We start from the raw sequence: 12686 nt of genomic DNA on the forward strand, positions 1-12686 counted from the left end.
CGGTCCGGGATCAGACCATCCGGTCCGGGTTCAGGCCATCCGGTCCAGTGTGGCCGGGTCGACCGCGTGGCGCGGTGCCTGGCCGGCCGCGAGCCGGGCGGCCTCCTCGACCACCACCCGGCCGAGGCGGGCCAGCTCGTTGCCCTGGGAGCCGGCCAGGTGCGGGGTGACGAAGGCGCCCGGCAGGTCGAACAGCGGGGAGCCGGCGGGCAGCGGTTCGGGATCGGTGACGTCCAGGACGGCGCGCAGCCGCCCGGTGCGCACCTGGGCGGCCAGCGCGTCATGGTCGACGAGACAGCCGCGGGCGGTGTTCAGGAGCACCGCCCCGGTGGGCATCAGGGCCAGCTCGCGGGCGCCGATCAGATGCCGGGTCGCGGGGGTCCCGGGGGCGTGCAGGGTGACGATGTCGCTGGTGCGCAGCAGCTCGTCCAGGGGCAGCAGCGGTACCCCGAGGCGTTCGGCCTCGGGGGCGCCGATGGTGGGGTCGGCGAGGCTGACGGCGAGGTCGTGGGGGCGCAGCAGTCCGATCAGCCGGCGGCCGACGCGGGAGGCGCCGACGACGCCCACGCGGCGGCCGTGGTTGCCGAGGCCGGGGCGGATCGCGCCGTACGGGAAGTCCCGGCGCTCGCGCAGTTCCTCGCGCAGCGCGAAGACGTCCTTGCCGGTGAGCAGGATCATGGCGAGGGTGTACTCGGCGACGGGCAGGGCGTTGGCGTCGGCGGCCGAGGAGACGAGGATGCCGCGCCGCCACACCTCGGGGGTGGTGAACCCCTTGACCGACCCGGCCGCGTGCAGCACGGCCCGCAGCTTCGGGGCGCGGTCCAGGGCGGCCGCGTCCAGGCGGGGGCACCCCCAGCCGGTGACGAGGACCTCGGCGCGGGCGAGGGCCGCGCGCGCCTGCGGCCCGGTGAAGTCCTGTGCCACCAGGGCGGGATCGAGGCCGAGGTGGGTGCGCAGGCGGGCGAGGAGGCCGGGCGGGAAGAGGTACGGCACGTTCTCGGCCGCCATGGCGAACACGGCCGGCGGGCGCTCGGGCAAGGACGGACCCCTCGGGCTCGGTGCGGCGCGGGTGGCAAGCGGTCTCTACGGTAGGTCGCGGCGGATCAGAGGGTCAACGGACCCGCCGCCCCGGCGAGAGGATCGGCAGCATGAGGGAGACGGTGACCAACTGGGCCCGCACCATCGCCTACGGGGCGAAGGAGTTCCAGCGCCCGGCGACGCTCGACGCGCTGCGCGCCGTGGTGTCCGGTGCGGCGAAGGTACGGGTGCTGGGCAGCGGGCACTCCTTCAACCGGGTCGCCGATCCGGGACCGGACGGTGTGCTGCTGTCGGCGGCGGGACTGGCGCCGGTGATCGAGGTGGACGCGGCGGCGCGGACGGTCCGGGTGTCGGGCGGGGTCCGCTACGCCGAGCTGGCCCGCGCGGTGCATGCCCGTGGTCTCGCCCTGCCGAACATGGCCTCGCTGCCGCACATCTCGGTGGCCGGTTCGGTGGCCACCGGCACCCATGGCTCGGGGGTGGCCAATCCGCCGCTGGCCTCGGCGGTGCGGGAGGTGGAGCTGGTGGTCGCGGACGGTACGACGGTGACGATCGGCCGGGGCGACGCCCGCTTCGACGGCGCGGTGACCTCGCTGGGCGCGCTGGGCGTGGTCACCGCACTCACCCTCGACCTCGAACCGGCGTTCGAGGTGGAGCAGCACGTGTACACCGAACTGCCTTTGGAGGGGCTGGAGTTCGAGGCGGTCGCCGGATCGGCGTACAGCGTCAGCCTGTTCACGGACTGGCGGGAGCCGGGTTTCCGCCAGGTGTGGGTCAAGCGGCGCACCGACCAGCCGGCGGTGGAGTTCCCCTGGGCGGCACCGGCCGCGCGACCGGTGCATCCGGTACCGGGCATGCCCGCCGTCAACTGCACCGGGCAGTTGGGCGTCGCGGGCCCCTGGCATGAGCGACTGCCGCATTTCCGGGCGGAGTTCACGCCCAGCAGCGGGGAGGAGACGCAGTCGGAGTACCTGGTGCCGCGCGCGGCGGCCCTCGGCGCGCTAGAAGCGGTCGACGGGATACGGGAGGCCGTCGCGGGGGTGCTCCAGACCTGCGAGGTGCGGACGGTCGCCGCCGACCGGCAGTGGCTCAGCCCGGCGCACGGGCGGGACTCGGTGGCGCTGCACTTCACCTGGGTGCGGGACGAGGCGGCCGTACTGCCCGTGGTGCGGCGCCTGGAGGAGGCGCTGGAGCCGTTCGAGCCGCGTCCGCACTGGGGGAAGGTGTTCGGCATGCCGGCGGGGGTGGTGCGCGGGCGGTACGCACGCCTCGGCGACTTCCGGGAGCTCGTGCGGTCCCTGGACCCCACGGGCAAGTTCACCAACGCCTTCGTCGCCGACGTCCTGGACGTCTGAGGGTGTTCCGGCCCCCTTGCCGGGGCCGGGCGCCGGGCCTAGCCTCGCGTGAGCATCCCTCCCGGCTGACCCCGCCTCTCGTCGCGTGTGGCACCAGATCGGAGCCCGATGTCCGCCGCCTCCTCTCCCGGCAACGACCACGACACCGAGTACGTCGAGGATGTCTCGCCCGGTTCCGGTGCGCTGCCGCCCCGCGCCTGGTACGCGTCCTCCGACGCCAAGTCCCTCTCCCTGAACGGCACCTGGCGCTTCCGGCTGTCACCGACGGCCGGGGCGGGGCCGTTCGCTCAGCAGGGGTACCGGGAGGGGTACGACGCCGGGGGCTGGACCGGCATCACGGTCCCCGGTCACTGGGTCCTCCAGGGCCACGGCTCCCCCGTCTACACCAACCACCGCTACCCGTTCCCGGTCGATCCGCCGCGCGTGCCGACCGAGAACCCGACCGGCGACCATCTGCGGGTCTTCGACCTCCCCGACGACTGGCCGCAGACCGACGGCGACGGGGCGGTGCTGCGCTTCGACGGGGTGGAGTCCTGCGCACGGGTATGGCTGAACGGCACGGAGCTGGGCACCTTCAAGGGGTCGCGGCTGCCGCACGAGTTCGCGGTCGGACCGCTGCTGCGGACCACCGGCAATGTGCTCGCCGTCCGGGTGCACCAGTGGTCGGCGGGGTCCTATCTGGAGGACCAGGACCAGTGGTGGCTGCCCGGCATCTTCCGCGATGTCACCCTGCTGCACCGCCCGCCCGGCGCCGCACGGGACTTCTTCGTGCACGCCTCCTACGACCCGCGCACGGGCACCGGCACCCTGCGCGTCGACTCGGACGTGGCGGGCAGGGTCACCGTCCCGGACCTCGGCATCGACGTCCCGGCCGGGGAGCCGGTGACGGTGCCGGTGCGGCCCTGGTCGGCGGAGGTGCCGCGGCTGTACGACGGGGCGCTGGCCACCGGCGGCGAACGGGTGCCGCTGCGGATCGGCTTCCGCACGGTGGAGGTGGCGGACGGGCTGCTCAGGGTCAACGGGCGGCCGGTGCTGTTCCGGGGCGTCAACCGGCACGAGTGGCATCCGGAGCGGGGCCGGGCGCTGGACCTGGCGACCATGCGCGCGGACGTGCTGCTGATGAAGCGGCACAACATCAACGCCGTGCGCACCTCCCACTATCCGCCGCACCCGGCCTTCCTCGACCTGTGCGACGAGTACGGCCTGTGGGTGATCGACGAGTGCGATCTGGAGACCCACGGTTTCACCGAAGCGGGCTGGCGGGACAACCCGGTTGACGACGACCGCTGGACCCCCGCCCTGCTGGACCGGGCGGCCCGGATGGTCGAGCGGGACAAGAACCATCCGTCGGTCGTGCTGTGGTCGCTGGGCAACGAGGCCGGCACGGGCCGGGGCCTGACCGCGATGGCCGGGTGGATCCGCGCCCGCGACCCCTCCCGCCCGCTGCACTACGAGGGGGACCGCGGCTGCCGTGACACGGACGTCTATGCACGGATGTACGCCGGTCACGCGGAGGTGGAGCGCATCGGCCGGCACCTGGACGGCGGCCCGGCGCGCAGGCGCCGGCTCCCCTTCATCCTGTGCGAGTACGCGCACGCCATGGGCAACGGGCCCGGTGGACTCGCCGACTACCAGCGGCTGTTCACGTCGTACGACCGGCTCCAGGGCGGCTTCGTGTGGGAGTGGATCGATCACGGCATCGCCCATCCGGAGCTGGGGTTCGCCTACGGCGGGGACTTCGGGGAGGAGCTGCACGACGGGAACTTCGTCTGCGACGGGCTGGTCTTCCCGGACCGGCGGCCCTCCCCCGGCCTGGCCGAGTACAAGAAGGTGCTGGAGCCGGTCGCCATCACGGGCGACGGCGGGGACGGCACGGTCCGGGTGGTCAACGGGTACGACACCGCCGATCTGTCCGCGCTCGGCTTCTCCTGGTCGTACCAGGTGGACGGGGTGACGCTGGCCTCCGGACCGCTGCCGGTGCCCGCCCTGGCGCCCGGCGCGTCGGCGGAGGTCGCGCTGCCCGCGCCGCCGGCCGGGGCGCCGGACGGTGAGGCGCACTGGCTGATCAGGGCGGTACTGGCGGCCGACGCGCCGTGGGCGGAGCGGGGGCATGTCGTCGCGTGGGGCCAGTTCCCGGCCTCGGACCGCACGCCGCCACGGGTCCCGGCGACCGCCCGACTCCGCTCCGCTGGAGCCGAGTTCATCCTGGGCCCCGGCAGGTTCGACGCGCGCACCGGTGCCCTGACGGCGATCGGTGGCGTGGCCGTCACCGGTCTGAGGCTGGACGTGTGGCGGGCGACCACCGACAACGACGAGGGCGCCGCCTGGCAGGACGGCCCGCGCTGCGGACCGCTGTGGCGCCGGCTCGGCCTGCACCGGATGCGGCACCGGCTCGACACGGCTGAGGCGGACGGTGACGCGCTGACCGTACGCACCCGAGTGGCGCCCGCCGCAACGGAGTTGGGGCTGTCGGCGGGGTACCGGTGGACGGCGGACGGGGACCGGCTGCGGCTGACCGTGAGCGTCGTGCCGGAGGGCGACTGGACGCTGCCGCTTCCCCGGCTCGGCATCCGCTTCGGGCTGCCGGCGGTCTCCACCGACCGGGTGCGGTGGTTCGGCGGTGGTCCGGGAGAGGCGTATCCGGACACCAAGTCGGCTGCGCTGGCAGGGCGTTGGGAAGCGGCGGTGGCGGACCTCCAGACGCCGTACGTACGTCCGCAGGAGAACGGCGCCCGGATCGACGTCCGCTGGGCGGAGCTGGGCGGTCTGCGCGTCGAGGGCGACCCCGTCTTCCTCCTGACGGCCCGCCGCTGGACGACCGAGCAGCTGGACGCCGCCACCCACCGGACCGATCTGGTGCCGGGCGACACGGTCTGGGTCAACCTGGACCACGCCCAGCACGGCATCGGCTCCCAGTCCTGCGGCCCCGGCCCGCTCCCCCCGTACCAACTGCGCGCCGAGCCGACGGAGTTCTCCTTCGTCTTCTCCTCCGATCCGGGCGCCGCGTAATCCGGAGGCTCCGGCGCCGGGCGGGACGTAGGGTCGGCCGGTCAGGAAGATCGGCGCCCGTGCCTCGGGCGCCGGCCCCGGAGAGGATGAGCGATGAGCGAGCCGGCGGACGAGCGCCGTGACCACTACGACGTCATGGGCGAGGGGCCCGTGCTGTTGCTGCTGCCGGGCGGCGCCGGGCACCCGATGGGGTTCGGGCCGCTGGTCAAGGCGCTGGCGGCGCGGTTCACCGTGGTGACCTACGACCCGCTGGGTCTCGCCCACGGCCGGCTGGGCCTGCCGGTGCCGGAGCAGCGGGTGGCGGACTGGAGCGAGGGGGCGCACCGGGTGCTGGCGGCGGTGCTGCCCGAGGGCGAGTCGGCGTACGTGTTCGGGACCAGCTCGGGCGGGATCGCGGCGCTCGACCTGCTCGCGCGGCATCCGGAGCGACTGGCACATGTGGTCGCGCACGAGCCGCCGTGCGTCACCGTGCTGCCCGACGGTGCCGAGCGGCGCGCCGAGCTGATCGGACAGCTCGACGGTGGCGAACGGCCGCCCGCCGAGGGCGAGTCGGCGACACCGATGGGGGTCTTCCTGGGCCGGGTGCTGCGTCCGTTCACCAGCTACGCACCCCTCCCCGCGCCGGGCCCGGCCCCCGCGCTCACCCTCGTCGCGGGCACCGGCTCACGCGGTCAACTCCTGTACCGTACGGCCGAGTTCCTGGCCGGGCGGCTGGGCGCGGCGTTCATGGAGTTCCCCGGCGGGCACCTGGGCGCGCTCGATCACCCGGCGGAGTTCGCGGACCTGCTGACCGGGACGCTGCGCTCCAGCGCGCACACCTCGTCGTAAGAGGGCGTCGTACCGCCCGGCGCCCGCCCCGCGGCGATGTCGGTCATCGCGTCCAGCGCCGCGCCCAGCGCCCTGCGGTACAGCAGGGAACCGAGGCTGATCCGGGCCACGCCGAGGTCGGCGAGCTGCGCGACGGTGGGTCCGGTGGGCGAGTGGAGGATGTTGAGGGGAGCGCCGAGGCGCGGCACCAGGCCGGCGATGCGGGCCGGGTCGGTGAGTCCGGGCACGAACACGCCGTCGGCGCCCGCCTGTTGGTAGGCGTCCAGACGGCGGAGGGTGTCCTTCTCGTCGCCGTCGCCCAACCAGTACGTGTCGGTACGGGCGTTGACGAACATCCCCGGTACGGCGGCCTTGACGGCGCGGATCTTCGCCGCGAGCAGCTCGCTCGCCCCGAGGCCGTCCTCCAGGTTGACGCCGACCGCGCCGGCGGCCCACAACTCCGCCGCCAGCCGCGCCGCTCCCTCGGGGTCGTCGCTGAAGCCGCCCTCCGCGTCGACGGACAGGTGGAACGGCCCGGAACCGAGGTTGCGGGCGAGCCGTACCGTGTGCTCGCGGGTCGCCGCCGCCCCGTCGGGCAGCCCGACGGCCGCCGCCACCGCAAGGCTGGACGTGGCGATCGCGGCGAAGCCACGGGCGGCCAGGGCGGCGGCCGAGGCATGGTCCCAGGCGTTGGGCAGCAGCAGCGGCTCGCCGGGCCGGTGCAGCGCGGCGAAGGACGTTCCTCTGGAGTCTGCGGTCATACGGCCACGCTAGCCCCGGACCGTTTCGGCGCGCACCGAAACGCGTGGCCCGGTGGCCTGCCCACCTCCTGGGCACCGGGGCCGCTCCCCGTCCCGGTGGACTAGCGTCACCGGTATGACCGGCAACGCCTCCACCCCCACCCTCGCCGCGGCCCTCGCCGCCGGGACGGTCGTCCTCGACGGCGGGCTGTCCAACCAGCTGGAATCCGCCGGGCACGACCTGAGCGACGAGCTGTGGTCCGCGCGGCTGCTCGCCGAGCGGCCGGAAGCGATCACCGAGGCGCACCTCGCCTACTTCCTGGCGGGCGCGAGCGTGGCGATCACCGCCAGCTACCAGGCCACCTTCGAGGGCTTCGCCCGGCGCGGCATCGGCCGTGCGGAGGCGGCGCGTCTGCTCGCACTGAGCGTCCGGCTGGCTCGGGACGCGGCCCGGGGGGCGCACGGCGCGGGCGTCGACCGTCCCCTGTGGGTGGCCGCTTCGGCCGGGCCGTACGGCGCGATGCTCGCGGACGGGTCCGAGTACCGGGGCCGCTACGGACTCACCGTCACCGAGCTGGAGCGCTTCCACCGGCCCCGGCTGGAAGCGCTGGCCGCCGCCGGTCCCGACGTGCTGGCGCTGGAGACCGTCCCGGACACCGACGAGGCCACCGCGCTGCTGCGGGCGGTACGCGGCCTCGGGGTCCCGGCCTGGCTGTCGTACACGATCGACGGCCCCCGTACCCGAGCCGGGCAGCCCCTGGAGCGGGCCTTCGCCCTCGCGGCCGATGCGGACGAGATCATCGCGGTCGGCGTGAACTGCTGCGCCCCGCAGGACGCGGCCCCCGCCGTCGGCCTCGCCGCCCATGTCACCGGCAAACCGGTGGTCGTCTACCCCAACAGCGGCGAATCCTGGCACCCCGGCAGCCACTCCTGGACCGGCCCCGCCACTTTCGGCCCGGCCGAGGTCACGTCCTGGCGCGCTCACGGTGCACGGCTGATCGGCGGCTGCTGCCGGGTGGGCCCGGAGAGCATCACCTCGATCGCGCGGACCCTGGAGACGGGGGCGGGGGTGGGGGCGGACTGACGGACGGTTTCCGGGTCCCGGCCGGCGTTTTTCCGGGTCGTCCGGCGGTTTCCGGGTCAACCAGCGATGTCGCGGGCCGGCCGGCGGCTTCCCGGGCGGCCCCGGTCACCGGTGGCCGCGGTGCGCCGTTTCCGGGCCGAGGACGTGCGGCAGATCGAGGGCGGCGGCCCTCGGTGAGCCCGGCGGGGGCGTGAAGGCCGGCGGCCGCTGGTCCTCGGCGGGGCTGAGGAGTGCCTCGTAGTCGCATTCGATCAGCCCGACCTCCCGGTGCCGCACCCGCAGCCGGCTGTCACGGGCCGCCGCCGCGGCCTGGTCCCCCCTTCGCCGGACTCAGTGGCGCCGCGCCCCCACCGAGCGGCGCAGCCGGCGCATGGCGGAGGCCAGTTCGGCGCCGGGGGCGCGGGGGACGGAGGCGGGGCGCGGCGGCGGGGTGCGGGGGGTGGTGGACCAGAGGGCGTACTCGGCGTCGCGGGGGCCGTGGACGGTGTAGGGCGCGCCGTCGCCGAAGACGCGGACGGGGTGGGTGGGGTTCCAGCTTTCCCAGCCGGGGTCGCCGGTGGTCGCGAAGCGCACCCAGGCGCCGTGCATCTCGTCGCACAGCTCCTGCGGCGCGCCCTCCCCCGCCAGTTTCTGGGATTCCGGGATGTCGCCGGAGTCGAAGACGAAGCCCAGCTCCAGGGCGTGGCAGGCGCGCAGGTCGGGGCGGCGGGAGGGCCAGGCGAACTCGTAGAGGTGGCTGGTGGCGGGGCGGGCGTCGGCGAGGCGGTGCAGCGGTACGCGCAGGATGTGGTCGGTGACCATCTGGCCGACGGTCTCGGCCGCGCCGGCCTCGGGGTGCAGGGCGCGGTAGCCACGCGGGATCTCATGGCTCGCGTGGCAGCGGGCCATGGCCCCGGCGACGGCTACGGCACCGAGCCGGTCGATGTGCTCCAGCAGGCCGCCGGGCACCAGCCACAGCCGGTACTCGTCCCGTGTCCAGCCCATCAGCAGGTCCACGCCCCGCGCGGTGTCGCCGTCGATCAGGGCGTCGAGCGGGTCGCGGGGCACGAGGTCGCCGTCCACGACGATGCCGAACGCCGGTCCGCCGAGCACCGGGCTCGCGAGCCGGCCGACCTCGGCCTGGGTGCGCAGCAGCAGGTCCCGGTCCACCGCGGCGAAGGCGGCGGCGGTGGCCGGGATCTTCAGCCGGGTGGCCATCCGGCGCACCATCCGCCGTACCTTGTCCCGTTCGAAGACCTCCGGCGGGCCGCTCTGCAACACCGCGCGGCGGATCAGGCCGTCGGTGTGCGGGGAGGCGAGCAGGACGCCCGCGCTGATCGCGCCGGCCGACTGGCCGCACAGGGTGATCCGGTCCGGGTCGCCGCCGAACGCCGCGATCGTCTCGTGCACCCAGCGCAGCGCGGCGAGCTGGTCGCGCAGGCCGGGGTTGGGCGGGGCGTCCGGGAACAGCCCGTAACCCTCGATGCCCAGCCGGTAGTTGACGGAGACGCAGACGACGCCGTCGCGGGCGAAGGTACGGCCGTCGTAGACCGGCACGGCCGAAGAACCCCTGGTCAGGGCGCCGCCGTGCAGCCAGACCAGGACGGGCAGCCGGGCGCCGGGGGCCGGGTCCGGCGTCCATACGTTGAGGTTGAGGCAGTCGTCGCCGGGGATCGAGGGGTCGGACAGGTACTGGGCGAACGCCTCGGAGTACGGCGGTTTCGGCGGGGTCGGGCCGAACGCGGCGGCCTCCCGCACACCGTCCCAGGGCTCGGGCGGCTCGGGGGGCCGGAAGCGGCGGGGGCCGACGGGCGGGGCGGCGTACGGGATCCCCCGGAACACGGCGACGCCGTGTTCGTAGCGGCCGCGTACGGCGCCGTGCGCGGTGCGGACCACCGGGCCCGTCGGGTCTGCCGCCATCGCCCACCAGCCCTTCGCCGTCATGCACCTTTCACATTTACAGCACCACAGGACGGTGTTGTATTCCGGTGCACAGACCTCTGACTGGGCCGTTCGGCGTACCGGGGCCGGGAGGGCTCCGGCGGGATGTCGGTGTGGGCGACGAGGGCCGGGGGCCTCCTCGCGGAGGTGCCCGGCCCTCGTCGCCCCGGCACACGGTCGTACCCGCCGACCGCGTGCGCGCGACCGCTCTCTCAGGCCCTCAGTCCTCGTCCGGGGTCGGAGGGTTGCCGAAGAGGGCCTGGATCGCGTCCACCGCGCTGCCGTCGTGGTCGCTGCCCGCGTCGCCCTTGCCGGTCTGCACGTTGGCCGTGCGGTCGACCTCCAGCCAGGAGTCGGCATGCGAGTTGTCGACCAGGGTGACCAGGCTGTTGTCCGCGAGCGCCGGCGCGGCGCCCGCGCCGAGGAAGGCGGCGGTGAGCGCGGCCGCCGTACCGATGCGGGCGGCCCTCACACGCCCACGCCCTCGGCGACGAGCCGGTCGCGGGCAATGTTGCGCTCCAGCAGGCTGGTGGACGCCTGCACCCCGACCCCGCTCGCCGGGTCCACCACGGGCAGCCGGCCGTCGGCGGCCTTGAGCCCGCTGAGCGCCGAGTCCATCGCCTCGTGCGCCGCGAACAGGCAGGGCGTGCTGTAGATCGCCACGTCCACGCCGAGTTCGGAGAGCTCGCTCAGGGACAGGCGGGGGGACTTGCCGCCCGCGATCTGGTTGAACAGCAGCGGCTTGTCGCCGACGACCTCCCGGATCCGCTTGATCCACTCCACGCTGCGCACCCCGTCGACCAGCACCACGTCGGCGTCGGTGGCGGCGAGCCGCTCGGCGCGGTGCAGGATGTCGTGCTCGTCGGTCGCGTCGGTGCGGGCGACGACGACCAGATCCCTGCGGGTCTCCAGGACCTGGTGGAGCTTCTCCAGGTACTCCTCCAGCGGCAGCACCTGCTTGCCATCGGCGTGACCGCAGCGGCGGGGCCGCTTCTGGTCCTCCAGGATCACGCCGGAGGCACCGATGCGCTCCAGGTGCTCGACGACATGGCAGGCGACCTCGGGGTCGACGTACCCGTCGTCGATGTCCACGAGGAGGTGGTGGTGCGGGAACGCGCCGCGCAGGCGCTGGACGAAGGCCACCATGTCGGGCCAGGCGATGAATCCGATGTCCGGCAGGCCGTAGTACGAGGCGGCGAAGCCGAATCCGGAGACGAACATGCCGTCGTAGTGCTTGGCGGCGATGGACGCCGAATACATGTCGTAGACGCCGATCAGCGGTGTGGTCCCGGGCCCGGCGATGCGGTCGCGCAGCTTCTTACCGTGGGTCAAGGTCCGGCTCCTTCTGTGGGTACGGCACGGCGGCGGGAGCCGCCGCACCTCAGTGCCCTTTACCAATCCAAGAGCATCTCTAGGTACTCACATTTACATGCCGTGACGCCAGCTTTACTCACTGGAATGGCGCAATCCGTTCACCGCAGAAACGTCACTGAAGGGGCCGATCCGCCCAACGATTCCGCCGTCCGGGTGAGCGCGGGAGGCGGAACGGAACCGGTCCTGTGCGGCCGGGACGTCCGATTTCTTCAAGACCCGCCGCCCGGCCGCTGCCTACGGTGGCCGCATGACCGCACACTTCGCCCTGATCGGCGTGGTGGCCTCCGACATGGCCGCCTCGCTCGCCTTCTACCGCCGCCTCGGCCTGGTGTTCCCGGAGGGCGCCGAGACCCTGCCGCACGCCGAGGCCGGACTGCCCGGCGGGCTCACCCTCGCCCTCGACAGCGAGGAGACCGTCCGCTCCTTCCACCCCGGCTGGCGCCCGCCCGCCGCCGGGGGCCGGATCTCGCTCGCCTTCCGGTGCGGCGCGCCCGAGGAGGTGGACCGGGTGTACGGGGACCTGGTCGGCGCCGGGTACCACGGGGAGCTGCGGCCCTGGGACGCCGTCTGGGGGCAGCGGTACGCCACCGTCCTCGACCCCGACGGCAACGGCGTCGACCTGTTCGCGCCGCTACCGGCCGCCGAGTAGTTCCCCGAGCGGCACGCCCGTCAATCGGCGCACCTCGCGGGCGAGATGGGGCTGGTCGGCGTAGCCCGCGCGGATCGCCGTCTCGGCGCCCGGGACGCCGGCGCGGGCCAGCGCGAGGGCGCGGCGCAGGCGCAGGATGCGGGCCAGGGTCTTGGGGCCGTAGCCGAAGGCGCCGAGGCAGCGGCGGTGCAGGGTCCGGGCGCCGAGGCCGAGTTCGGCGGCGGCGTCGCCCACCGGGGTGCCCTGGTCGAGGCGTCGTACCAGCCGGTGCACCCAGGGGTCGGGGGGCCCGGCCGCCGCGGCGCGGTCCAGCGCGATGTCCTCCAGGGCCCGCGCCGGCTCGCCGGCCGCCGCCGTACGGTCACGCAGCCGGCGGACCCGCGCGGCGGGCCACAGATCGGCCAACTCCACGCGCCGGTCGAGGAGTTCGTGCGCGGGGAAGCCGAGCAGGGCGGGGGCGGTGCCGGGGTGGAAGCGGACCCCGGCCCAGCGGCGGGGCGGGCCTTCGGGGAGGTAGGGGCCGGTGTCGGGACCGGCGACCAGCAGCCGCTCCCCGTCCCAGAGCAGATCCATGCACCCGTCGGGCAGCACGGCCCGGCCGGGGCTCCCACCGGCGTCCGGCGCGTTGACCCACACCACCGCCCCGGCCAGCCGGGAGGCCCGCTGCGTGTACATGGGGGCCAGGGTACGACGGCGGTGGGTTCCGGTGG

At 74.7% G+C, this 12686-nt stretch carries 11 protein-coding genes and 1 pseudogene; 5 read left to right on the forward strand and 7 right to left on the reverse strand.

The window, feature by feature from the left end:
- Window positions 1-30: 30 nt before the first annotated feature.
- Entirely contained in the window at window positions 31-1038 is a 1008-nt protein-coding gene (locus ACE4Q9_RS07030; protein WP_397983354.1) for a hydroxyacid dehydrogenase, read from the reverse strand.
- Window positions 1039-1148: 110 nt separating this feature from the next.
- On the opposite strand from ACE4Q9_RS07030, the gene ACE4Q9_RS07035 reads away from it, so the two are divergent.
- The 3 genes from ACE4Q9_RS07035 (at window position 1149) to ACE4Q9_RS07045 (ending at window position 6230) form a co-directional block, all read left to right on the forward strand.
- Window positions 1149-2393 carry an FAD-binding protein gene (locus tag ACE4Q9_RS07035; protein WP_397983355.1) on the forward strand — a complete coding sequence of 415 codons (1245 nt, stop codon included), beginning with the start codon at window positions 1149-1151 and terminating at the stop codon, window positions 2391-2393.
- Between the two features lie 108 nt (window positions 2394-2501).
- Complete coding sequence (locus ACE4Q9_RS07040) at window positions 2502-5402, forward strand: glycoside hydrolase family 2 TIM barrel-domain containing protein (RefSeq protein ID WP_397983356.1); 2901 nt, start codon at window positions 2502-2504, stop codon at window positions 5400-5402.
- Window positions 5403-5495: 93 nt separating this feature from the next.
- A complete protein-coding gene (locus tag ACE4Q9_RS07045) occupies window positions 5496-6230 on the forward strand; it encodes an alpha/beta fold hydrolase (protein ID WP_397983357.1) in 735 nt (244 codons plus the stop codon).
- Here the strand turns inward: ACE4Q9_RS07045 and ACE4Q9_RS07050 are convergent.
- Complete coding sequence (locus ACE4Q9_RS07050; protein WP_397983358.1) at window positions 6164-6970, reverse strand: isocitrate lyase/phosphoenolpyruvate mutase family protein; 807 nt, start codon at window positions 6968-6970, stop codon at window positions 6164-6166. The two genes, ACE4Q9_RS07045 and ACE4Q9_RS07050, sit on opposite strands and share 67 nt — an antisense overlap.
- A 115-nt stretch (window positions 6971-7085) precedes the next feature.
- Here ACE4Q9_RS07050 and mmuM point away from each other — a divergent pair, with 115 nt between their 5' ends.
- Window positions 7086-8033, forward strand: a complete 948-nt coding sequence (gene mmuM / locus ACE4Q9_RS07055; protein ID WP_397983359.1) for a homocysteine S-methyltransferase — start codon at window positions 7086-7088, stop codon at window positions 8031-8033.
- A gap of 105 nt (window positions 8034-8138) precedes the next feature.
- Here mmuM and ACE4Q9_RS07060 read toward each other — a convergent pair.
- The 4 genes and pseudogenes from ACE4Q9_RS07060 to ACE4Q9_RS07075 all read right to left on the reverse strand — a co-directional run.
- Window positions 8139-8336, reverse strand: a pseudogene (locus ACE4Q9_RS07060) (hypothetical protein); the annotation flags it as partial.
- Window positions 8337-8363: 27 nt separating this feature from the next.
- Complete coding sequence (locus ACE4Q9_RS07065; protein ID WP_397987146.1) at window positions 8364-9932, reverse strand: carboxylesterase/lipase family protein; 1569 nt, start codon at window positions 9930-9932, stop codon at window positions 8364-8366.
- Between the two features lie 241 nt (window positions 9933-10173).
- Window positions 10174-10425 carry a hypothetical protein gene (locus ACE4Q9_RS07070; RefSeq protein ID WP_397983360.1) on the reverse strand — a complete coding sequence of 84 codons (252 nt, stop codon included), beginning with the start codon at window positions 10423-10425 and terminating at the stop codon, window positions 10174-10176.
- On the reverse strand, window positions 10422-11285 hold the full coding sequence (locus tag ACE4Q9_RS07075; protein ID WP_397983361.1) for an oxaloacetate decarboxylase: 864 nt from the start codon (window positions 11283-11285) through the stop codon (window positions 10422-10424). The genes ACE4Q9_RS07070 and ACE4Q9_RS07075 overlap by 4 nt, the downstream gene beginning before the upstream one ends.
- A 289-nt stretch (window positions 11286-11574) precedes the next feature.
- Here ACE4Q9_RS07075 and ACE4Q9_RS07080 point away from each other — a divergent pair, with 289 nt between their 5' ends.
- Window positions 11575-11976: a VOC family protein gene (locus ACE4Q9_RS07080; RefSeq protein ID WP_397983362.1), complete on the forward strand. Its 402-nt coding sequence runs from the start codon at window positions 11575-11577 to the stop codon at window positions 11974-11976.
- Here ACE4Q9_RS07080 and ACE4Q9_RS07085 read toward each other — a convergent pair.
- Window positions 11959-12651: a helix-turn-helix domain-containing protein gene (locus ACE4Q9_RS07085; RefSeq protein WP_397983363.1), complete on the reverse strand. Its 693-nt coding sequence runs from the start codon at window positions 12649-12651 to the stop codon at window positions 11959-11961. The two genes, ACE4Q9_RS07080 and ACE4Q9_RS07085, sit on opposite strands and share 18 nt — an antisense overlap.
- Window positions 12652-12686 lie beyond the last annotated feature (35 nt).

Origin of the sequence: Streptomyces sp. AM6-12 (assembly GCF_044327085.1) — a bacterium.
Taxonomy (GTDB): domain Bacteria; phylum Actinomycetota; class Actinomycetes; order Streptomycetales; family Streptomycetaceae; genus Streptomyces.